The organism is Microcoleus sp. w2-18bC1 (assembly GCF_036700365.1).
In the GTDB taxonomy this organism is placed as follows: domain Bacteria; phylum Cyanobacteriota; class Cyanobacteriia; order Cyanobacteriales; family Microcoleaceae; genus Microcoleus.
The window spans coordinates 36030-57857 of record NZ_JAUBOS010000014.1 but is presented as its reverse complement, the minus strand read 5'-3'; the positions used below and the strand labels follow the sequence as shown (position 1 = coordinate 57857).

17 protein-coding genes and 1 pseudogene are annotated in these 21828 nt (G+C 44.5%); 6 read left to right on the top strand and 12 right to left on the bottom strand.

The window, feature by feature from the left end; genetic code table 11:
* Positions 1-158: 158 nt before the first annotated feature.
* From QT979_RS10930 to QT979_RS10915, 4 genes and pseudogenes are all read right to left on the bottom strand, one after another.
* Positions 159-1358, bottom strand: a complete 1200-nt coding sequence (locus tag QT979_RS10930; protein ID WP_333309818.1) for a glycosyltransferase — start codon at positions 1356-1358, stop codon at positions 159-161.
* A gap of 226 nt (positions 1359-1584) precedes the next feature.
* A pseudogene (locus QT979_RS10925) lies at positions 1585-2763 on the bottom strand (ISAzo13 family transposase).
* 395 nt (positions 2764-3158) lie between these two features.
* Positions 3159-4559, bottom strand: coding sequence for a transposase (locus QT979_RS10920; protein WP_333309816.1), 1401 nt, complete (start codon positions 4557-4559; stop codon positions 3159-3161).
* Between the two features lie 256 nt (positions 4560-4815).
* Positions 4816-4980 (bottom strand): hypothetical protein, encoded by a 165-nt coding sequence (locus QT979_RS10915; RefSeq protein WP_333309813.1) that lies wholly within the window; start codon positions 4978-4980, stop codon positions 4816-4818.
* Between the two features lie 114 nt (positions 4981-5094).
* Between QT979_RS10915 and QT979_RS10910 the strand changes: the two genes are divergently transcribed.
* Positions 5095-5421 (top strand): MgPME-cyclase complex family protein, encoded by a 327-nt coding sequence (locus QT979_RS10910; protein ID WP_333042436.1) that lies wholly within the window; start codon positions 5095-5097, stop codon positions 5419-5421.
* Positions 5418-6155 (top strand): hypothetical protein, encoded by a 738-nt coding sequence (locus QT979_RS10905; protein WP_333309810.1) that lies wholly within the window; start codon positions 5418-5420, stop codon positions 6153-6155. The genes QT979_RS10910 and QT979_RS10905 overlap by 4 nt, the downstream gene beginning before the upstream one ends.
* A gap of 67 nt (positions 6156-6222) precedes the next feature.
* On the opposite strand, the gene QT979_RS10900 is transcribed toward QT979_RS10905, so the two are convergent.
* The 3 genes from QT979_RS10900 to QT979_RS10890 all read right to left on the bottom strand — a co-directional run bounded on the left by QT979_RS10900 (position 6223) and on the right by QT979_RS10890 (position 10478).
* On the bottom strand, positions 6223-8424 hold the full coding sequence (locus QT979_RS10900; protein ID WP_333309807.1) for a tetratricopeptide repeat protein: 2202 nt from the start codon (positions 8422-8424) through the stop codon (positions 6223-6225).
* Between the two features lie 18 nt (positions 8425-8442).
* Positions 8443-9387 (bottom strand): Rpn family recombination-promoting nuclease/putative transposase, encoded by a 945-nt coding sequence (locus QT979_RS10895; protein WP_333309803.1) that lies wholly within the window; start codon positions 9385-9387, stop codon positions 8443-8445.
* 155 nt (positions 9388-9542) lie between these two features.
* Positions 9543-10478 carry an NAD-dependent epimerase/dehydratase family protein gene (locus QT979_RS10890; protein ID WP_333309800.1) on the bottom strand — a complete coding sequence of 312 codons (936 nt, stop codon included), beginning with the start codon at positions 10476-10478 and terminating at the stop codon, positions 9543-9545.
* A 224-nt stretch (positions 10479-10702) separates the two neighbouring features.
* Here QT979_RS10890 and dnaG point away from each other — a divergent pair, with 224 nt between their 5' ends.
* Entirely contained in the window at positions 10703-12721 is a 2019-nt protein-coding gene (gene dnaG / locus QT979_RS10885) for a DNA primase (RefSeq protein ID WP_333209229.1), read from the top strand.
* A 157-nt stretch (positions 12722-12878) separates the two neighbouring features.
* Here dnaG and QT979_RS10880 read toward each other — a convergent pair whose 3' ends face one another.
* On the bottom strand, positions 12879-13394 hold the full coding sequence (locus QT979_RS10880; RefSeq protein ID WP_333042425.1) for a pentapeptide repeat-containing protein: 516 nt from the start codon (positions 13392-13394) through the stop codon (positions 12879-12881).
* Positions 13395-13408: 14 nt separating this feature from the next.
* Here QT979_RS10880 and QT979_RS10875 point away from each other — a divergent pair, with 14 nt between their 5' ends.
* Positions 13409-14038 (top strand): YraN family protein, encoded by a 630-nt coding sequence (locus tag QT979_RS10875; RefSeq protein WP_333209228.1) that lies wholly within the window; start codon positions 13409-13411, stop codon positions 14036-14038.
* Positions 14039-14236: 198 nt separating this feature from the next.
* Here QT979_RS10875 and QT979_RS10870 read toward each other — a convergent pair whose 3' ends face one another.
* Positions 14237-14626, bottom strand: a complete 390-nt coding sequence (locus tag QT979_RS10870) for a hypothetical protein (protein ID WP_333057186.1) — start codon at positions 14624-14626, stop codon at positions 14237-14239.
* Between the two features lie 157 nt (positions 14627-14783).
* Between QT979_RS10870 and queA the strand changes: the two genes are divergently transcribed.
* Positions 14784-15926, top strand: coding sequence for a tRNA preQ1(34) S-adenosylmethionine ribosyltransferase-isomerase QueA (gene queA / locus QT979_RS10865; RefSeq protein ID WP_333209226.1), 1143 nt, complete (start codon positions 14784-14786; stop codon positions 15924-15926).
* A 42-nt stretch (positions 15927-15968) separates the two neighbouring features.
* Here the strand turns inward: queA and rpmF are convergent, their stop codons facing one another.
* Together rpmF and QT979_RS10855 are read right to left on the bottom strand one after the other, a co-directional pair.
* Positions 15969-16142 carry a 50S ribosomal protein L32 gene (rpmF, locus tag QT979_RS10860; RefSeq protein WP_006632406.1) on the bottom strand — a complete coding sequence of 58 codons (174 nt, stop codon included), beginning with the start codon at positions 16140-16142 and terminating at the stop codon, positions 15969-15971.
* A gap of 180 nt (positions 16143-16322) precedes the next feature.
* Positions 16323-16799 carry a TM2 domain-containing protein gene (locus QT979_RS10855; protein WP_333209224.1) on the bottom strand — a complete coding sequence of 159 codons (477 nt, stop codon included), beginning with the start codon at positions 16797-16799 and terminating at the stop codon, positions 16323-16325.
* Between the two features lie 417 nt (positions 16800-17216).
* Between QT979_RS10855 and acsF the strand changes: the two genes are divergently transcribed.
* On the top strand, positions 17217-18293 hold the full coding sequence (acsF, locus tag QT979_RS10850) for a magnesium-protoporphyrin IX monomethyl ester (oxidative) cyclase (protein WP_333309872.1): 1077 nt from the start codon (positions 17217-17219) through the stop codon (positions 18291-18293).
* 142 nt (positions 18294-18435) lie between these two features.
* On the opposite strand, the gene QT979_RS10845 is transcribed toward acsF, so the two are convergent.
* Positions 18436-21828, bottom strand: a 3393-nt coding sequence (locus QT979_RS10845) for a CHAT domain-containing protein (RefSeq protein ID WP_333309796.1), incomplete at its 5' end; no start/stop codon positions are given.

The following is a 21828-nucleotide window of genomic DNA, read 5'->3' as shown; positions in this document are numbered from 1 at the left end:
CCTGTTCCACAAACAATTACAGCTTAATTAAAGGAACAGGCAAGATGCCTGTTCCACAAACAATTAATTTTCCTGTGGGGTGGGCATCCTGCCCACCCTTGAAAGACTTCTTAATAATGATGCAAGATGTCAGTTAATCAATAGGTTTTGCACCATTCTCAAGGACTCTCAAACAGCGCCACTAATTTTTTTGCCTCTAAATCAACATTGTGTTGTTGAGCAACTCTCTCTGCTCCTGTTTTCCCCATTTGTTCTAGTTTTTCTACAGGTGCTTCCAATACCGCGCGCATTGCTACGGCTAATGCTTCTGCGGAACCGGGAGGAACTAACCAACCGCAAACACCGGGTTCTACGAGCTCGGGGATGCCAGCAACATAAGTGCTAATTACGGGCCGATTGAGAGCGAGGGCTTCCATAATTACGACGGGCAAACCTTCAGCAAAACTAGGCAATACCATTGCCCGTGAAGCTAAAATCTCTTGCTGAACTCGATCGCCGCTGGCCCAGCCGGTAATTTCTATATGATTTTGCAGGCCGAGTTGCAGAATCTGCTGTTCAATATCCGATCGCAGCGGCCCGTCTCCTACGAGTACCAACTTAAACTCTAAGCCTTGAACTGCTAGCAAGTTAGCAGCTTCTAGCAATAACAAATGACCTTTTTGTTCGCTGAGTCTGCCAATGCAAGCTAAGCGGGGTGCTGCGGGTATGGGGACGTAGGGTGCAGCTAAAAATGCAGCATCTACGCCGCAGTGTATGACGTGAATTTTTGACCAAAAAGTGCGATCGCACCACCGAAAAAGCTGACTTTTACCGAAGGAACTAACTGCTGCTACAAAGGTCGATCGTTTAATTTTTTCGTCTAAGGAAAGAAGTGTCGCTTTATCAAATTCTTCAGGGCCGTGGACGGTGAAACTGTAAGTCGGGCCGCCCAGCACGCGGCACAGCATTGCGACTGTTGTAGAATTTGTCCCGAAGTGAGCGTGAACGTGTGCTGTACCGGATTCTGCAAACCAATTTAAAAGAATACAAGCTTCTGCTAAATAAGCTAGATGCAGCAAAATCCCTCGTTCCGAGTGCCAGCCAACTTTGAACATTAACCCCACAGCTTCGATGAATCGAATTGGTCTAGTTGCGGCAACGCGCAGCAAACCCCACGCTAACCCCTGTACACCAACTCCTAAGATTACTTTAGTCAATTCTTGCTCTAGTTTGTCGGCCTCATCAACGAGTTCCGACTCGCACGATCGGATCGAAAAACGTGCGACTTTCATGCCGCATTTTTCAACGGCTAGCACTTCTCTGCGGACAAAGCTGTGGCTGACTTTGGGATATTGGTTGACTAAATAAGCGATGTTCATGAACAGGGAGAAAATTTTATGGTAAAACTTAGATTAGTTTAGCCTTTAGCTGCAGTACGTGGGCAACAAATTTAGCTGATTTTTTGAGCTTATTTGAACAGGGGCGAAGGGCGATCGCTTTTGGTGGGATGGGGGAAGTGACAGGGGGGCGATCGCTATTTCGGCGAGAGGAAATCAATCCACACATTTTACATTGTTAGGAATGAAAAATAAATAACTTAATGAATTACTCAGGTTGGGGTACGGCTCGATAATTCCATTTGGGCAAATATTCGTCAAAAACAATTTGCATAGTATTTTTGAAATTATCAGCCACCTTTCGACCAGTTTTATAAACTTTATTAAGGATATTTACAGCTACAGATAGTCCGGTTTTAGTTTGTGTTTTTTCGACGAGAGCTTTGACTAATTCTAAACTTGTAAAAATTACTCCTTGACAAGACCTAGTAATATGAGGAAAAAGTCGATGTTCTATCGGATTATATTTAGATGTATAAGGAGGGTAATGAGCAATTCTGATCTCAATTCCTATTTCATTAACTAATTTCTGCAAATCTTATTTAAAAATATAATGATTAGCATTATTACTACCTCCACCATCACATTTTGCCAAGATAGAATTAGCGTTAGGGTAGGTAAATTTGCCATAATTATTCCACCAATTTTTTAAAGACTCACAGGCGAATTCACTCGTATCTTTACTGTTTCCTAATGTTATATATCCTCGGTTTTGTTGAGAATCATAAATCCCATGTGGGATCACTTTACCGTGACCTAAACTCCAAAAATCATGATCGAGAGTAGTGACAGGTTCCGTTGTATACAGAGTTCCAGGACGATACAGATTTCCTAAAACTTCTTTCTTTTTGGTGTCAAAGCTAATAATAGGATTGCTTGCTTCTCTATACTCTGTATCCAGTCTCGCAATATTTTTAAATTGAGCGTCCCGATTTTCATTAATTCCTATTGTTTGTTTTTTTTGGGCTTTTCGTTTCACATACCCATGCTTTTTTAATAGTTTTGCCACTAAGGGGAGACTAATGGTAAAACCTGCCGCTCGTAGTCCAGAAGCTATTTCTTTATGCGTCAAATTAGTCCATTTGATTAACTCATTCATTGGGTCTCCGGCTGTGTGGTTTTTTAAAACTTCTAAAAATGCCGCATCAATGCCGATTTGAGTAGACAGAATACTTTTTCTTCCCCCTCCTTTCTTTCTGATCCTGGAACTATTTAGTGTCTCTGAGTCCATTTTTTCTAAATCTTCCAATCCCTTGATGATGGTATTTCGACTGCATCCCAAAAGTTGCATTACATAACTAATTCCACCCCATCCTAATTTTTGAGCTTCTATAGCTGCATACCTTCTTTTATCCTTTTCTGATAAGGATTTATAAAATTTTTTCATTTCTGACTCAATTGAATGAGAATAAAACATGGATTTAAAAGTAAATTAGAATAGTTAAGTAGAAAAATATGTTGTGAGTTGATCTCTGTGGGAGTGAAAATTGTAATCTCACACTTTTTTCATTATAACCGATAACTCATCAACTTATTTATTTTTCATTCCTTAATACAATAGCCAGGACTGTTTTTAGGTAGTAATTACAAACCCTTGATTTTCACGCAGGCAACTCGATCGCCATGAAAGCCTTATTTTAGGGTTAGCCATCAAAAACTGTCTGAAGTATTTTCATATGCAAACCACTCCCAATCAGGTTGAACCGCCCCCAGATGGCCTCAATAATTGGTAATTATTCAACGTGCAATTCCATCTAATTTCCTATTGTCACGTGACAACTCCTACACCAACTGAGTAGAGTATGGTGTAGGCGTCTTTGCAGCCCGATGAAGGGTGTGCAAAATTTCCTTCGCGGTACTATCATCTATAGTTCCTACTACAGAAAGATTCCCGCCACGGCGTTTTATACTGGGGAAAATGTCCAACCCCAGTTTCTTTAAATTGATCGCCGCGTTCACGTCGCGATCTACCATTAAAGAATGTTGCTCATCCCAATAGTTTCGGATACCGCAATCGGTGAAAATGATTTCATTCCGATAGCATAAAACCATTGACGTGTAAGCAGGTTTTTGCGAAATGACTGCTGACCCAGCTTTTTCGGCTATGTATTCCAGCGTCTTGAAAAATTGACCAAACGCAGCATCCAACCAAGACTTATTCAGTCCTGATTTGGCTGATTGACCGTTTGGAAGATAAACCCCAGCATCATCTTGTTTGACTTTATTTCGTTTAGTCAAACCTTTTAAATTCAAATCTTCATAAAAAAAGAATTTAGCTCCCGACCTCACAAGCTTGTGAGCAGTCTTATAATGGAAATCTTGGCGAGAACGAGCTATCTTCTGGTGCTGCTTTGCTTCTTTTTTGGCTAGCTTGCGTCTAGCTTTAGAACCGCGCTTCCGTTTGTTTCGTTTCCTTGAAATGCGGTCTAACTTAGCTTGGTTTTTGCGAAGCGGTTTTAATGATGGTAGCTTCTCGCCTGAAGACGTTGCCAAGTAAACATCTTCATGAAGCACTGCATCCAAACCCATTGAATTATCCCAGCTTGGGGTAACTTTGTTAGGTACAAAGCTAGGGACAGAAGAGTCTTCCAGTATTAATTGAATGAACCAACCATCAGCCTTCCTGGTTACACTAGCTTGCTTAAGGGTAAATCCGTCGGGAATTGGACGGTGCGTCCGAACTTTTACGACCCCTAGTTTCGGCAACCTAATATAAATCCAATTCTTGCGAACCAATTTAATCCAATCGTTGTTAGCCGTAGAGAATGTCATCGTTCGGTAATCTGCTTCAGTCTTAAATCGGGGTTTACCCGATTTCCCACCCTTGCTATCACCTACTATAAATCGCTCGAAGGCTTTATCTACTCGCTTAGAAACATCTTGTAGGATGGTTGAATCTACCTCCTTAAAGTCCAACAGCTCGCCACTGTGGAAAACTTTCACCAAGTCTTTCTTGATGACGGGCAATTGTTGTTTTTGCGAGTAATAGTTGGGCTTTTCACGAGGCGCAGAGATGCTAACAATCAACGGACAAGCATTCACAGTCGTGCGGTTCATTTCCCACCAGTCAAATCGATCACCTAACTGCCGATTGTACCAATAGCGACAGATTCTCAACCAGTGTTTGAGGGTTAACTTTTGATTGGTATCGGGATCAAACTGATACTGGTATGTTGTCTTCATTGCGTTACGACCTTTACGCTTTTATTAAGTACAAAAATACCAGAAAATACTGCACCGTGTCAAGCAATTAAATAATTATATTAACAAACAAGATTAACTCATTAAATAAAGAGTTTGTTCGTCTCGTCATCCACCCGCCCACCTCTCAAAACATAGTTTTGAATTGGTTGACGGTGGAATCCTCACCTCACGCGCCTCTCATCCCACACTAATCGAAGCGATATAGTGTGGGGTTTCCCGTCTGGCTAGCTAAATTTTACCGAAAATCACCAGCCCGAAAAATAATCGCCCAAATCCCCAAACAACCAGCAACTCTCGCAACTCTCGCAAGTCCCCCAACACTCACTACCAAAGATTTTTCTGAGGCGACTTGCTCTGCATCTACCCAAGATGACAGCAAATAAGGTAAAGTAAACGGCACAAGAGTCTAGAACTCTCCAACGACCGCAACTCAGCAAACCCGCCCCTGACCAGCAAAACTGGCCGGTACAGGCGGCATTAACCGCTAACCGTCAACCTCTAACAACCGACAAAAATGCAAACCTACTACTACGTTTTAGCCAGCCAACGCTTTTTGCTAGAAGAAGAAGCCCTAGATGAAGTGTTTAAAGAAAGAACCCGCAACTACAACGAACAAGAAAAACAAATAGACTTCTGGTTGGTCAAACAGCCGGCTTTTCTAGAAGCACCGACAATGGCAGAAGTTAAAGCAAAATGCCCTCAGCCAGCCGCTGCTATTATTTCTACCGATCCAGTCTTCATCACCTGGTTGAAACTGCGATTAGAATATGTACTGACAGGTGAATTTCAAGCACCGTCAGCAACTATTCCCGATGCCCTCGCATCCCTACAGACAGCATGACTAAAATAGCAAAATATCCGACAAAACAACTAACAACAATTAGGGGTAAATTGTACAAATTTATTTTGTCTCTCCCCCTATTTTCTGCTACTTCGATCGCCCTTTTGGTATTGACAATTTTATCGAGTTCTGTTAAAGCTCAATCGAGCTGCCAACCGCCGCAGCCCGATGAATATCTACTGTTAATTGTCACCCCAACACCCGAACAGCAAGAAAGAGCAAAACGCTCTTTCCCTGGAAATACTAACAACACAGTTTGTCGGTACATCAATGACACGGTGACGCGAGTTGGTGGCTTTCGCGACTCGCAAATCGCCAGCGATTGGGTTAAATACATCGAAGATGTTGTCGGATTGCAAGCTTACGTAGTACGATCGCCCGCAGCGGCACTACCCCAAAATTTGCCAGTCTACAACCCTCAGCCAGCACCAGGTTCTGCACCAATCACCAATTCTCCCAGTGGCAATCTTGCCTTCAATCCCCAACCCCTGGGCCCTGGTTATGCAGTGTTAGTAGATTACTTCAACCAACCGGAATTAGCCGGCCAAGTCAGGCAAGCATTAGGCACGCAAGTAGGCTTAGCTTCCTACGGCCAGCGTCCCTTTTTATTCGTCGCTTATACAACGGATCAAAACGCCGCTACTGAGGCGGTAAAAGCATTGAGCGATCGAGGTTTTTGGCCGATGTTAGTAGACAGCCGTCGAGTTACCGTAATTGCTCCCGCTGTTCGCTAAAATATAAAACTTGGCAATTAAAATTGCTTCTTGTCAAACAAAGTCCGCTTAAGGGAACTAATAACAATTATTGTTGTTCGGATTCTAGCGGGCTTCTTCCTAGCTGACTTTCTGCCCGCTTTTTTGCTTCCATTGCCGCTCCGTAATCTGGTTTGTAGCGAATTGCTTTGTCATAGGAGGCGATCGCATCTTCGTATCTTTTTACCGCCACAAGTGCATTGCCGCGGCTGTACCAAGCTTCCGAGTAGTCAGGCTTGACATAGACGGCTTCATTGTAAGAGACGATCGCATCTTCGTACCGCTGCAAATTGTACTGAGCATTGCCTCTATTGTACCACGCTTGAGATTCTTTCGGGTTTAAATCTAAGGCTCTGCTGTAAGACTGAATTGCTTGTTCGTACTTGCGTAGTTCGTGGTACGACCAACCTAAATTGTACCAGGCTTGATAATAATCAGGTTTTAATTTAACAGCTTTTTCGTAAGCTTCTACCGCTTCTTCATGCCTCCGCATTTTCAGCAAAGCGATGCCTTTACTGTACCAGCCTTGATAAAAATTGGGCTGAAACCGCACGGCTTTTTCGTAGGCTTCAAAAGCTTCTTGGTTTTTGTTTAATTCGAGGAAAACATTGCCTAAATTGTACCAAGCTTCAGAATTATCGAATTTAATTTCAACTGCTTTTTCATAGGATTCTACGGCTCGATCGTACTGTTTTAATTTTTGGTAAGCTTGTCCCCGATTGTACCAAGCACCGTACAAATTAGGCTGAAATTGTACAGCTTTTTCGTAGGATGCGATCGCTTCTTCGTACCGCTGCGAATCTAACAGACTATCGCCTCTGCCTTCCCAGGCGGAGGCATAGTCGGGCTGGATTTTCAAAGCGTTATCAAAAGATGCGATCGCCTCTTGAGACTGCTGCAATTTATCCAAAGCATAACCGCGTCCCGTCCAAGCTTCTAAGTATTCCGGCTTTAATTCTATGGCTTGATCATAAGCTGCCTGCGATTCTTGGTATTTTTTTAATTTGTACAAAGTTTTTGCTTTTTCCTGCCAGACTTCCGCGTACTCTGGTCTGAGATTTATTGCTCGCTCGTAAGCGGCAAGAGCTTCTTCAAATCGGCTTAAATTGTAAAGAGTATTACCTCGGTTGTACAGGTCAGTTGCATTGGCAGAATTAAAAGTGTTTACACCATAAATAGATGCTATAATACTGATGCCAATCAAACTCGCGATCGACAATATTTTTAAATACAGTTTTTTTCGGGATTTTACAGTCTTATTCGCAGCAGCAACCGGAGGCAATACAGGAACTGTACCGCTGAAAGAATTTTTCAATTCTTTAATAGCTTGCAGCGTTTCGCCGGCACTAGAATAACGTTGCCTAAAATCGTACTTTACCATCTTATCTAAAATCTTCGCAAATTCAGGACTGACTGATGTTTTGTCCTGCCAAATAATTTCCTCTGTATCGGGGTTCCTTGGCATTTGGTGAGGATTTATGCCAGTGAGGAACTGAATTGCGATCGCACCTGCGGCATAGATATCGCTGCTGAGTTTGGGGTTGCCGTGAGCTTGTTCGCTGGGCATATAACCGGGAGTACCAATGCTGACACTCAAGCTATTTTTGGGCTGAGACGTGGTGATTTGAGTAGTAATTTCTTTGACGGCGCCGAAGTCAATTAAAACTAATTTTCCGTCTCTATCTCTGCGGAGGATATTGCGGGGATTGACATCGCGGTGAATCACATTTTGCTGGTGTACAAAGTCTAAAATTTCGAGAAGTTCCTGCAATATACAAATGACTGCATCTTCCTGCATGACTCTCGCAGTTCCTCCTTGGTAAGGGGAACCTCCCGCAGGCCCTCCTTGGTAAGAGGAACCCCCCCCAGCCCCCCCTTGGTAAGGGGGGGAGCCAAGTCCAGCCCCCCCTTGGTAAGGGGGGGTTTGGGGGGGTATAATTTCTTGACTTAAATCGTGGCCTTCTATAAATTCTTGAACTAGATAAAACTCTTGATTCTCTTCAAAAAAAGCAAAAAGTCGGGGAATGCGATCGTGATTTCCCAATTTGTACAAAACTTGTGCTTCGGTATCGAATAAACGTCTTGCTACCTGTAGAGTTTGCGGATCAGTTGCTTGAGGTTTAAGCTGCTTGACGACGCAGAGGTGATTGCCTGGTAGCTGCTTATCTTCAGCTAAATAAGTTTGAGCAAATCCGCCGCCTCCCAAGTGACGGATAATACTGTAGCGATTGCCGAGTGTGATTCCAAGCATGAGATTTACCTAATATTCCTAGTCTTTTGGAGAATTAGCTTCCAACCAAGCTGTTAAATCTTCGGCATTAGAAAAATCTAACATGGCTTCTGCAAGATTCTCTAATTTGTCGATCGGCAATTGGCGAATGCGGCTTTCAATATCCGGGTTTATTTGACCTAAACGGCGACTTAGCAAACGCATAATTAACCCTACTTGTCCTTCTTGTCTGCCTTCTTGTCTGCCTTCTTGTCTGCCTTCTTCCCGACCTTCTTCCCGACCTAAAGCCACTGAACCCTCTTGATCTTGAGCAAAAAACTCTTGCTGTTGTAATATGTTAAATTCCTCCTGTGTCAAACTAACTTGATTGGCAATTTCAAAGGCTTTCTGAATTTCCGGGACTGTGACCATTGTTTGAGGTACTTCATCCAAAGTGCCAGTAGTTTTGATAAAGTAAATCCACTTGTCCGTAAGAGTTTCCAGTCGATCCAATTCTTTCTTAAATTTTGGCAACTCTACAAATACTAACTCAATGTCATTTTGTAGATAATCAGACAAGCGATTTCTTTCTTTGAAGACAAAATGCGAAATTACATCTTGCTCGCCGCGAAACATTTCAAAATCAGTGATAGTCAAAGCAATCACAGGTCGCAATTGCTTGTATAGTTCTCCCCTTGTTAATTGGAGTGCATAGGTTTTTGCTGCATTGTACAAAACTCGCTTGCCAAATGCCTGTACCTTCAAAACTTGCATTTCAATAATCACAAATGTGCCGTCATTAAGTAGCGCTTTGACATCTAAGTAACTATTTTTAGCTCCGGCTACTTGAGGGCCAAGATAAGGATCGAGGATTTCTAAGCTTTTAATTATCGATTCTTGTTCATAGAGTATGGCATTTAAGAAACTAATCAAAATCTCTGTACTTTGGCTGGAGCCAAATATTTTCTTGAATGCAAAATCTATTTTGGGATTGATAAATCTCATGTTATTTTTCTCCTTAGAGATTTGGACTTAACACGGCTGCAAACCTTACTGTGACAGTCTGTTTGCTATGTTTCTTGTTCCCTCCCCTTACTAAGGGGAGGGTTAGGGCGGGTGCTAGATTTTTGCTATTGAGATGCTCCCACTATAACTTAACTTCAAACGGCTTTCAAAATCTCGTCATCGACTGAAAAATCTATCTCGGCTTTGTCCCGTCCCGAAATGAGATAATCATTCTGAAAAGAATCTTTTAATCCAGAAACTAAGTCAAATTCCGGCTGCCAGTTAAGATCGGTGACAGCTTTATTAACTGAGGCGAAAAAGTGCTGCAATCGCATCGGGAAAGCTTTCTTTTTGCCGAAGTCAAATTGTTTTGGATCGTAGTGTACAATCTTAATAGCATCAGGGGATTTGCCTGCGGCTTGAATGCAGGCGCGGGCTAAACCGTCAAACGTAACAAATCGATCGCCCGAAACGTTGTAAATTTGCCCGATCGCCCTAGAGTTGCCCAAAACCGCCGCCATTGCTTTAGCCAAATCCTGACAGTGCCCCAACTGCGTGAAGTGCATTCCGTTACCGGGAATCGGAATCGGTCGATCGCGCACAATGCGATCGAAAAACCAAGCCTCTAAATCGTTATAATTTTGGGGGCCGTAAATGTAAGTCGGACGAATCGAAGTCCAAGGCAAACCGGACTCGGCCAAGTAATTTTCGGTTTCGCATTTACCCAAGTGCCGACTTTTAGGATCGGTAGCGTCCCCTTCGATATGAGGCATTTGATCCGACTTCAAATAAACCCCCGCAGAGCTCATGTAAACAAAGTGCTGCACCCGCCCTTTAAATATTTCAGCTAAAGGCTTTGTATCGCTGAGTTCGCGGCCGTTGTTGTCAAAAACCGCGTCAAACTCGACCGTCGATAACTTTTCTTTTAGTTGCTCGACATTTGTGCGATCGCCCTGAATCTGTTTTACGCCCGGAACCGGTACAGGCTTGTTGCCCCGGTTAAACAACACCACTTCATGCCCTTGTGCTGCTAAAATCTTAGTAAGATAAACCCCGATAAACCGAGTACCGCCCATCATTAAAATTCGCATTATTTTCGATGCTCCTTACAGTTAGTGTAAACATCTTACAATAAAGTTATGCCTTACGGAGAAACCATTTTTTTTAATAAAACACATATTAACAGCGATCTGCCCTGGTACGAAAAACCGGAACGCTTGAGTTTTTATGTGCAAATCCTAAATGTCATTTTTGTGCTTTACTAAAGTGCGAGCGCTCACAATAAACATAATTTTAATTGGCATAAAATAGCCCTATGCAAGTTCCCCGGCTGCATCCAGAAACAATCGAAGAAGTTAAACAAAGAGCAGACATAGTAGATGTCATTTCCGGTCGCGTCGTGTTGCGAAAACGCGGCAAAGAATTTGTAGGTTTGTGTCCTTTTCACGATGAAAAATCTCCCAGCTTTACCGTCAGTCCCGGCAAACAAATGTATTATTGTTTCGGCTGCGGCGCAGGTGGCAATGCTTTTAAGTTTCTCATGGAATTGGAGAAACGCCCTTTCAGCGAAGTAGTATTAGAATTAGCTAAAAATTATCAAGTCCCGGTCAAAACCGTCGAACCCGAACACCGACAAGAATTGCAGCGGCAAATTTCCCTGCGGGAACAACTCTATGAAATCTCAGCACTAACAGCCAACTTTTACGAACACGCTTTGCGACAAACCCAAGGAGAAGAACCCTTAGCATATCTCAAATCAGAGCGACAGCTCAGCGAAGAAACTATTCAACAATTTCAATTAGGTTATGCACCCCAAGGTTGGGAAGCACTTTACAGTTATTTAGTAGAACAGAAAAACTATCCGGCGCAATTAGTAGAACAAGCTGGATTAATTGTACCCCGAAAAAATGGCGGCAGCGGTTATTACGATCGCTTCCGCAATCGCATTATGATTCCCATTCGCGACACCCAAGGCAGAGTCATCGGTTTCGGCGGCCGAGCTCTCGGCGACGAACAGCCGAAATACCTCAATTCTCCCGAAACAGAACTCTTCGATAAAGGCAAAACTTTATTCGCCTTAGATACGGCGAAAACAGCCATTAGCAAAGCCGATCGCGCAGTGGTTGTAGAGGGGTACTTTGATGCGATCGCACTTCAGGCTGCCGGCATCTCCAACGCCGTCGCTTCCCTCGGCACAGCCTTAAGTTTAAACCAAGTGCGGCAGTTATTGCGGTACACGGACTCCAAACAAATTATCCTCAACTTTGACGCCGACAAAGCAGGAACTCAAGCTGCAGAACGCGCGATTGGAGAAATAGAAAAACTCGCTTATCAAGGAGAAGTGCAACTGCGGGTACTCAACATTCCCGACGGCAAAGATGCCGACGAATATCTCAAAACATACTCCCCAGAACAATATCGAGAATTGCTGGAAAATGCTCCCTTGTGGCTCGACTGGCAATTGCAACAAATGCTCGTCAATCAAGATTTGAAGCAAGCCGATACTTCCCAGCAAGTCACCAAAAAAATCATTAATTTATTAACCAATATCACTGACGACAATCAGTTAGCACATTACCTGCAAAAATGTGCAGAAATTCTCAGCAAAGGAGATTTTAGACTCACAAAAATGATCGCTGAAAACTTGCTCAATCAAGTAGTTAGCGATTGGGCAAAGCGGCAGAGTCAAGACGAATCATTGACAATGCCCCTGTTAATCAGAAACAAGCTGAAGCCGAACAAACAATATAAAAAGCAACGTGCAAGCAGCGACAACAAAAGCTCAAAATCCAGCTTATCTGCCGTAGCCCGCAGTCTTTTAGAAGAAGCAGAAGCGCAATTATTGCAGATTTATTTGCACTGTCCCGAATACCGCCAAGATGTCAGAGAAGCAATAGAAGCTAGAGACGTACAGTTTAGCCTTTCTCACCACAGATTTTTGTGGCACCAGATTGTGAATGCAGAAATATTGCACAAAATGTCTTTACAAGTAGCGCCTTCTGAGTTAATATTGAAATTGCAAGATAGCTTCATTGAATATCCAAATCAACTCAATCAAATCTCGCATTTATTTCACTTAAATGAGTTCTCAGAAAGAAACGTTTATCGCGCACCTCTAGTCATTAGATCTGCCCTCGCCTGTATCGAGCAAATTATCAGCATGAAGCGCCGCAGGATTGCACTCAATATGTGGGAAAAAGCCAAGGCCGCTAGCAGTGGCGAAGAGGCTATAGAATATCACCAACTATTCTGTGCCGAACAAGAATGGCTCAAGGAATTAGAGAGGCTGCGTCAAGTTAATTTTTACGATTTAACATCCGTACCTTGGGGCTAATACTCTTTTAGATTTTAGATTTTAGATTGGGGATGACTCGTTCGATAGATGTTGGAAGGTTGCCTGCGGTTACATTGTTTTAACTTAGATAAGTAAAAAATTCCTTAGTACAAGCTTGTTTGTACTAAGGACTTTATTCCTTTATTCAACGAGCATTTTAATAGTCGCAAAAAAGAGTTTCGCGAGTATCTCTACCTGTCACTGGATTAGTACCTTTTGCCACTTTACAAAGTTTTTCTATCATATCGTCTCGCAGCAGTGTCTCAGTAAAATCAGCACCGTCAATAATAGCTCCTTCCAGCCTGGTATTGTAAGCGAAAGCACCCTCAAGGATAGCATTAGTTAAATTCGCTTTCATCATGCGAGCCAAATCTAAAGTCGCACCCGTGAAATTAGCGCCTTCTAAATTTGCTTCTTCCATATTGGCTGCAAAAAAGCTGACGCCCCGCAAATCTGCATTAGTAAAATTGCTGTTGCGAAGATTGGCTTTATTAAAGCTGTCGTCAGTCAGAACTTGACCAGTAAAATCAGCGCCTACTAGGATTTCTTTGTCGTGATCCAAAGCGAAAGCAGGTGCGGGATTAATACCGATCGCCCCAGCGGCAATTACTGCTAAAATAACAAAACTCAGCAAGAAAGTATAAATATGTTGGCGAATTCGAGAAATCATCATACAAGTTCAAGCTAATGAGCAGTCGTGACAGTTCAGAATTGAATTCTACCAGAAAGCGCGTCAAGCGTAGCTATCCCGTAGGGAATCGCCCGCTTGCCACGGCTGACTCCAATTCCCCCCAATCCCCAAACTCTAGGGATATCGGCACATTGGGAGAAAACTTAGTGGCCGACTGGTTGCAGCAGCAAGGTTGGGAAATCCTGCACCGGCAGTGGCACTGTCGCTGGGGAGAGATTGATATCATCGCACTCGGAAGAGATGAAGAAAGCGAAATCAACAGAGGTAACGAAAATTCCCCATTCCCCATTCCCCATTCCCCATTCCCCATTCCCCATTCCCAAACATTAGCATTTGTTGAGGTAAAAACTCGCCGTCGAGGAAATTGGGATGCTGGTGGAATGTTGGCTATTAATACCACAAAACAAGCCAAACTTTGGCAAACAGCCGAAATATTTTTAAGCACTCATGCAGATTTAGCCAATAATTATTGTCGTTTTGATGTCGCTTTAGTCAGGTGCGAACCTTTACAACAAAACACTAAGCAAATATTACCACCATTAACTGCAGCGCATTCTCTATCCGCCGTTGCAGGTAACTACCGACTCACCCTGCAAGAATACATTCGCTCGGCTTTTAGCATTTAAAAATATATAATTAAAATTTAGAGGGTAAAATCTCAAACCAATGCCAGTAGGTAATTTTTAATTGTTAACTTGCCTAGGCTGTCGCGCATTTTTCTCTTGAGATTTAACGGAGCTGAAAAAAGCGTTAAATCTTCTCCCGCTTGCCCATTCTCTCCCTCTCCTGTTCTGCCATCACAGTTAATGTATATGCGTAGCAATCTAGGCCAGAGTTTCCGGGCAATATCCCAGACCCTTGACAAACTGCTGGCGAAACGCTTCAATTTCTTTGCGGTCAGGGCAGCCGTGACAAACCACTGCCACCTGGTAGCGGCGCATCACGCTCAGCGGCGACTGTCCCGTTTCCAAACTCCAAAGCGCCATTTGCAAGCGAATTTCAGGATCGTAAGGAATCCCGAGTTCGTTCATAAAAGCCCGAAAATCCCCGTGCATTTCGGGAGTTAAATATTGGCTCATTTTCACCTTTACCACCCATCCGTCAATTTGGTGAATAACAGTGATAAATTGCAAAGGAAGATGATGAGCCGTGCGTAGGTAATCCACGACTCTCAGAGTAAGGCTAGTATTGGCGATGTAGTAGAGGTATTCCATAACGATCCTTATGAGCCTTATGAGCAAAGCTGATGCTATACCTCTATCGTCGCGGACTCTACCCGCCACCACAAGGGGAAAAGCACCCGACTTTGAATGGGGGTTTTTACCCAATTTGTTACCCAGTTGACAGATCGATCGCACAGGAATTCACTCGATGACAGAGATGGACTGGTCTTTGGACGGCTACGACTACGAACTCCCGCCCTCGCGCATTGCCCAAAATCCCGTAGTGCCGAGGGACAGTTCTCGCTTGCTGGCTGTAGATTCTCCCAGCAGCCACCAACACCGGATTTTCAGGGATTTACCCGATTTGCTGCAACCGGGCGACTTGCTGGTACTCAACAACACCCGCGTGCTGCCAGCGAGACTCTACGGGCACAAACCCAACGGCCCGGCTGTGGAGATATTGTTGATGGAAGAACGGCAGCACAACTGTTGGCTGGCTTTGGTTAAACCGGGGAAACGCTTAAAGTTGGGAGCAAAAATTGAGTTTGATCCCATCGCCCCTGCCTGTGAGGACTCGACCACAGCTCCTTGCTGCTGCCTTCCCGATGCCACGATGCCCCCCCATCGTCGTCGATTGACTGCAACAGTTATAGAGAGGGACGACGCAACAGGGGGACGGCTGCTGGAGTTTGACATCCCCACTGATGAGAATCTGGTGAAGTTTTTGGACGAATACGGCCACGTACCCCTGCCACCCTACATCGAAAATTCCCAAGCTTCAGCGGAACAGTACCAGACTGTTTATGCCGATCGCCTTGGGGCGGTGGCGGCCCCCACAGCAGGCCTGCACTTCACCGAAGAATTGTTCAGCCGCTTGGAACAGCGGGGAATCGAAAAAACTTTTGTCACCTTACACGTCGGAGTAGGGACGTTTCGCCCGGTGGAGGTAGCAGACGTGACGGCTCACAAAATGCACGGCGAATGGGTGGAAGTACCCCCCGGCACCGTTGAGAAAATCCGGGAAACTAAAGCCAGAGGCGGGCGGATCATTGCCGTGGGTACAACAGCAGTGCGAGCTTTAGAGGGAGCCGCAGCCGCGAGTGGCGATTTTTCCTTGCAACCTTTTTGTGGCCCGACCCATTTGTTTATCTACCCTGGTTACAAGTGGCGGGTTGTAGAGGGGATGATTACCAATTTTCACTTGCCCCGCTCTACTTTGATGATGATGATAAGTGCGATGATTGGAAGGCTTCGGCTGTTGGATTTGTACCGAGAAGCGATCGAGCATCAGTACCGCTTTTATTCCTTTGGCGATGCCATGCTGATTTTACCAGCAGCAAAAAAGGATTGATCGATCGGGCATCGGGTTCGCCCCATGCCCGGTATTCCGTTTCTATTCTTCCTCCTCTTCTTCATTGCCGGGATACACGAAGCTGTTGGAACGTCCAGTTAGAACAGATTTGCCCAGAGACAGAGCTTTCTGAGCTGCCACTACAGCTTTGCGCTTCCATGTGGCCTTACGCATATTCTTCTTGGATTTGGAGGTTTTCTTCTTAGGGACTGCCATGACGCTAAATACTTTTTGCTTGCTTATATAGACAAACAAACATTCTAGCCGATTTTGTCGGCAATGCTTACTCGAAAAACCCCAATAACTGCTCGGTAAGCAATATCAAGTAGTAGGGTGCGTCAGCGATTAGCTTCTGGAAAAATAGACCAAATCCCATAGGTAACGCACCCGCAGCAGCTAAAGTTCGTGAAAGTGGTAGATCACAACGCCAGTTACGGCATCGTTCTCGATACTCACATAACCCGTTTTGAGCATTGCCGTGAAAGCCTCTTCCACTTCGGCAAAAGTAGCGCCGGTTGCCATCACCCCTTGGGTAACAGATAATCTTCCGTTCTTGGTATAAGCTGCCTTCAGGAGTTTAACCCCTAACTGGTCTGGAGTTGGCTTGGGGTATGTCGCGGCGATCGCCCCGCTGACTGGATATAGCGGTATACCTTCGCGAGATACGCCGAGTTTGCCCCTGAGACTGGCATTGCGTTCGTCCACCATGTTCGGCAGCAGCAGCAAGTCAAACAATTGCCCAAACCCAAACAAACCAAAGGTAAACAGCCACAGCAAACCCGTACCAATCTTGCCGTTGTAGAGGCGGTGGAGTCCGAATGGGCCGAAAAAACAAGCTGCCCATAAAAGGTAACTAACACCTAAATTGCTCATTTTCTGACCGTCCTGCCTGATAATTCTAAGAATTGGAGTCCCTGTATACATTTTGTACTTTCTATCTGGTCTTTGAACAGTTTGACACCAGCAGATATTTGTGCATAGTCCGAAGTTATTGTTTATTTACTACCAATTCCCCATGCCCTATGCCCCATGCCCCATGCCCCATGCCCCATGCCCCATGCCCCATGAGTAATTTTGCGTAGCAATTCTTAACGCCCGCAACATATTTGCGCGGGCGAGAGCTTGGTAAACTGGAGGGCGTGGAAATTACAGCAGCTTAGACCTGGATTCCACACGGAGCGCCAAACCAAGCGCGCCGCCAGCGCTGGCCGGAAATACACGAGCGCGATCGCCCGCAGTACCCGACAATGGAAACAAGCGAGTAGTTATAAGCAGAAATCCAATAAAAATATGGTAGATTCCCTCAAAAAACCCACTTTTGAAGAACTGCGGCCGGGAGTGAAAGCCCCAGCCAAAGAAACTATTCTCACGCCGAGATTTTACACAACAGATTTTGACGAGATGGCCAAAATGGACATCTCGGTAAATGAAGCCGAACTAGAAGCAATTATCCAAGAGTTCCGCGTTGACTACAACAAAAACCACTTCGTGCGGGATGAGGAGTTCGCTCAATCTTGGGATCACATTGACGGCGAAAAACGCCAGTTGTTCATTGAGTTTCTAGAACGTTCATGCACCGCTGAGTTTTCTGGGTTCTTGCTTTACAAAGAATTGGGACGCAGGCTCAAAGACAAAAATCCAGTGCTCGCCGAGGGTTTCAACCTGATGTCGCGCGACGAAGCGCGGCACGCCGGATTCCTCAACAAAGCGCTGTCCGACTTTAATTTGTCCCTGGATTTAGGTTTCTTGACAAAGAGCCGCAGTTACACATTCTTTAAGCCGAAGTTTATTTTCTACGCGACTTACTTGTCTGAAAAGATCGGTTATTGGCGCTACATCACGATTTATCAGCACTTAAAAGCCCATCCTGAAGACCAGATTTATCCGATTTTCCGATTCTTTGAAAATTGGTGCCAGGATGAAAACCGCCACGGAGATTTCTTCGATGCCGTGATGAGAGCTCAGCCTCAGATGTTGAACGATTGGCGCGCTAAGCTTTGGTGCCGTTTCTTCTTGCTGTCAGTGTTCGCGACAATGTATCTCAATGATATCCAGCGCGCGGGTTTTTATCGATCGCTCGGTCTCGATGCTCGCGAATACGACATCGAAGTGATTAAAAAGACCAACGAAACAGCAGGCCGCGTATTCCCCGTCATGCTGGACGTGAACAATCCAGAATTTTATGAACGGCTGGATATTTGCCTCAAGAACAATCAGAAGTTGACTGCAATTGTTGCTTCTAATACTCCGAAATTCTTGCAATTCTTCCAAAAATTGCCTTTGTATCTGTCGAACGGCTGGCAATTAGTGAAGCTGTACTTCATGAAAACAATTGAATCACCTTCAGTACAGGGCGCTGTGCGTTAAGTTTTGATTTTTCATCCTCTGTGACGGCGGTTCTGCGACAAGCAGAACCGCTTTTTTTTGGTATCCAGATTCACCGCAAAAAGTTCTCGCCCGACTTACAGTCGCCCGGAATTGGAATTAATGCTGGTTTCTTTCATAAAATTTATCGCCATTCCCCCTGAAGGTTAAAAGCCGCCCAATAATAAGGAGAACGCCACTTTTCCTGCTTCCACATTTCGAGTTGCGCCGCCCTTAAAGCAGCCGCTGGCGTTAACCCTTTTTGCAGCATTCCCTGATAGAAACTCGACATTAAGTTAGCCGTTCCTTCATCATCCACATTCCATAAACTCACCACAACTCGCTTCGCCCCTGCATACATAAATCCCCGCGTTAATCCTACCATGCCCTCGCCTTGGATGTTCTGCCCTAATCCGGTTTGACAGGCACTTAACACTACTAAATCGGCTGCTAACTTCAGATTGAAAATATCAGTAAGTCGCAGGAATCCGTTTAAAGGGTTGCCCTTTTCATCTATCAGCGACAAGATGATTCCTGATAGTTCCGGGTTAGTGCTATTCGCTAAACCGTGAGTGGCAAAATGAATGATTTTATATTGGCTTAAGTTCTGACTGGTTGCTGCGGCGCGGCTGGCTGCAAAATCCAAAGATGCGGTGCGAGAATTGGCCGGAACTAACGCTTGAATGATTTGAGCTTCTTGGCGTGTAAATTTTAAACGGCTCAACTGTATGTTATTGGCGCGGCTAGAGCGGCTTAAACCGAGATTTACTGATTCTATTGCTTGGGGATTGGCGCTATTAGACTGGGTTCTGACTCGTTCATCGTCACCGCTAAAAACTGGATCGGCGAGCATTGCTAAAGTCCGAGTTGGGGGTTGTCTGTCATTGTAGTTTTGTCTTAAGATTCCCAAGGTGGAGGCGGAAGGCAGCAGCACGATTTCATGGTCTACAATTAAAGGCGGATTCGGATTTTTACCGGGTGTTTCGGGGAGCGAAAGGGCGGAAAAGGGGAGGTAATTGAGAATGCCATCGCCAACAATCAGCAGGCGCTTTTGACCGAGTTGTGCTGCTACGGGCTGTAAAATAATTTGACTAAGCGTGTTGTTAGCTTCAGCAACTCGAGCGGGAATGTTTCGGTAGAGCGGGCTAGTCACAGCATTGCGGAAATTGCGGGCGGCTTTTTCGATGTCAACCTGTTTGGGCAATTCATAACTGGTGATACTGGTTTTAGTCACAGCCCAGAGATAGCTACGATTTTTCCCTAAAGAATACTGGAGTAAAATGGTATTGTCATCGAGGATTTGTTGTTGAATCTGTGCCAGCGTTAGAGGTTGCGGTTGGGTGAGGGTGGCGTACCGGGGACTGGTGGAGCGGATTTGGGCTTGAATGTCCTGATATTGTCCTAGTAAAGTTTGCCGTTTTTGGTCTAATTCTGCTTTTTCTGCGGGGGTATGATTGGGGCGGCTTATAGTTTCGATCCGCCGTGTTTCTAAGGCATCGAGTTGCTGTTGTAAATTGCGTTCTTGCTGCAATAATTCCGGGGCGACACCTTGGCGAATATCGGCGTTTGCTTCTTGAAGAAGTTCTAGGAGGCTGCGGGCGCGGGAACTTTCGCTGGCTTCTAAGGCTTTGCGATCGTAACCAGAGTTGGGATTGGCTTTGTGCAGTTCCATTAACAGGTCAATGTATAACTGGTAATAGTGTTGTACGGTGGCAAAGTATGAGATGCGGAGCTCGTGGTTGGTAATTTTTGTGCGGAGGTTTTCGATGATTTTGATGGAGGTTTCAATGTCAGTGATGGCTGCGATTAAATTGCCTCGATCGCCTTTGAGAATAGCCCTATTGTAGAGGGTGAGGGCTTCCCCAGGACGATCGCCCACAGTGCGAAACAGCGGCAGGGCTTGGTTGAAATATTCTTCTGCTTTCTCCAGTTTTCCCAATTCTGAGTAAGTATTACCTACATTGTTGAGGCTGTTGGCTTCTCCACGCCTATCGCCCGCTTTTTGTCTCAAATCTAGGGCTTGTTTGTAGTAGTCGAGGGCTGTTTGTTTTTCTCCCAAATCTGAATAGACTAAGCCAATATTGTTGAGGATAGTGGCTTCCTTAGTCCGATCGCCCATAGCGCGGAATAAGGTAAGGGCTTGGTTAAAATACTCTTTTGCTTTCTGTTTTTCTCCAAAATCTTTGTAGGCTAAGCCGATGTTGTTGAGTGTGGTGGCTTCCGCAGTGCGATTGACCGAAGATCTATCGCTGTTTGCGGGTAGGTTCGAGATGTTGCTGAGGTTGATACTTGCTTCAGGGCGATCGCCCATTTTCCGAATTAAGGAAAGGACTTGGTTATAGTAGTCGATGGCTTGCTGTTTCTCTCCCAAAGCATAGTAGAAGGCGCCGATATTGTTGAGGATGAGGGTTTGCATCTGGCGATCGCCTACAGTCTGAGACCCAGAAAGGGCTTGTTTGTAGTAGTTCAGGGCTTGCTGTCTTTCTCCTAATCTATTACTAATCAAGCCCATTATATTCAGCGTCTTAGCTTCCTTGTCCCGATTTCTAAGCATTTGATAAAGCGAACGCGCTGCATCAAACTTTTGCAATGCCTCCTGGTAAGATGCTGCTGTTTCCCGATCGAATAGTCGCCCAGCTTCCTCAACCAATCGCTCGGCTTCATCTGTTTTTTGATTTAATCGTTGTTTGTTTTTCTCAATTAATCGATCGGCTTCTCCATCCGGGATTTGATTTCTACTGACATCGAGGGTGGTCAGATATACCAATCCCGCTAAAGGTTTGATATCTGCGATTTGATTTCTACTGAGGTGTAGGGCGGTCAGATTTGTCAATCCCGCTAAAGGTTTGATATCTGCGATTTGATTGGATTCGAGGAAAAGCAGTATCAGATTGGCAAATCCCGATAATGGTTTCACATCTGCAATTTTATTGTCACCCAAATAAAGAAAATTTAACTCAGTCATTCTCGATAAAGGTGTCACATCTAAAATTTGATTAGATGCGAGGGACAGCTTTGTTAGATTAGTTAATCCAACTAAAGGTTTTACATCTACGATTTGATTGGCTTCGAGGAAAAGGTCTGTCAGATTAGTCAGCCCCGATAATGGTTTCACGTCTGAGATTTGATTGAAATTGAGGACGAGAGAGCTCAGATTAGTCAGTCCCGATAAGGGTTGCACATCTGTTATTTGATTTATACTGAGGTTGAGCCTTCTCAGATTGGTGAATTTTGATAATGGTTTGATATCGACTATTTGATTGTCAGCTAGGTAAAGTAGTGTGAGATTAGTCAGTCCCGATAATGGTTTCACGTCTGAGATTTGATTGTCACCCAAATAAAGAAAATTTAACTCAGTCATTCTCGATAAAGGTGTCACATCTACAATTTGATTAGCTTCGAGGGACAGCTTTGTTAGATTAGTTAATCCCGCTAAAGGTTTTACATCTACGATTTGATTAGCTTCGAGGAAAAGGTCTGTCAGATTAGTCAGCCCCGATAATGGTTTCACGTCTGAGATTTGATTGAAATTGAGGAC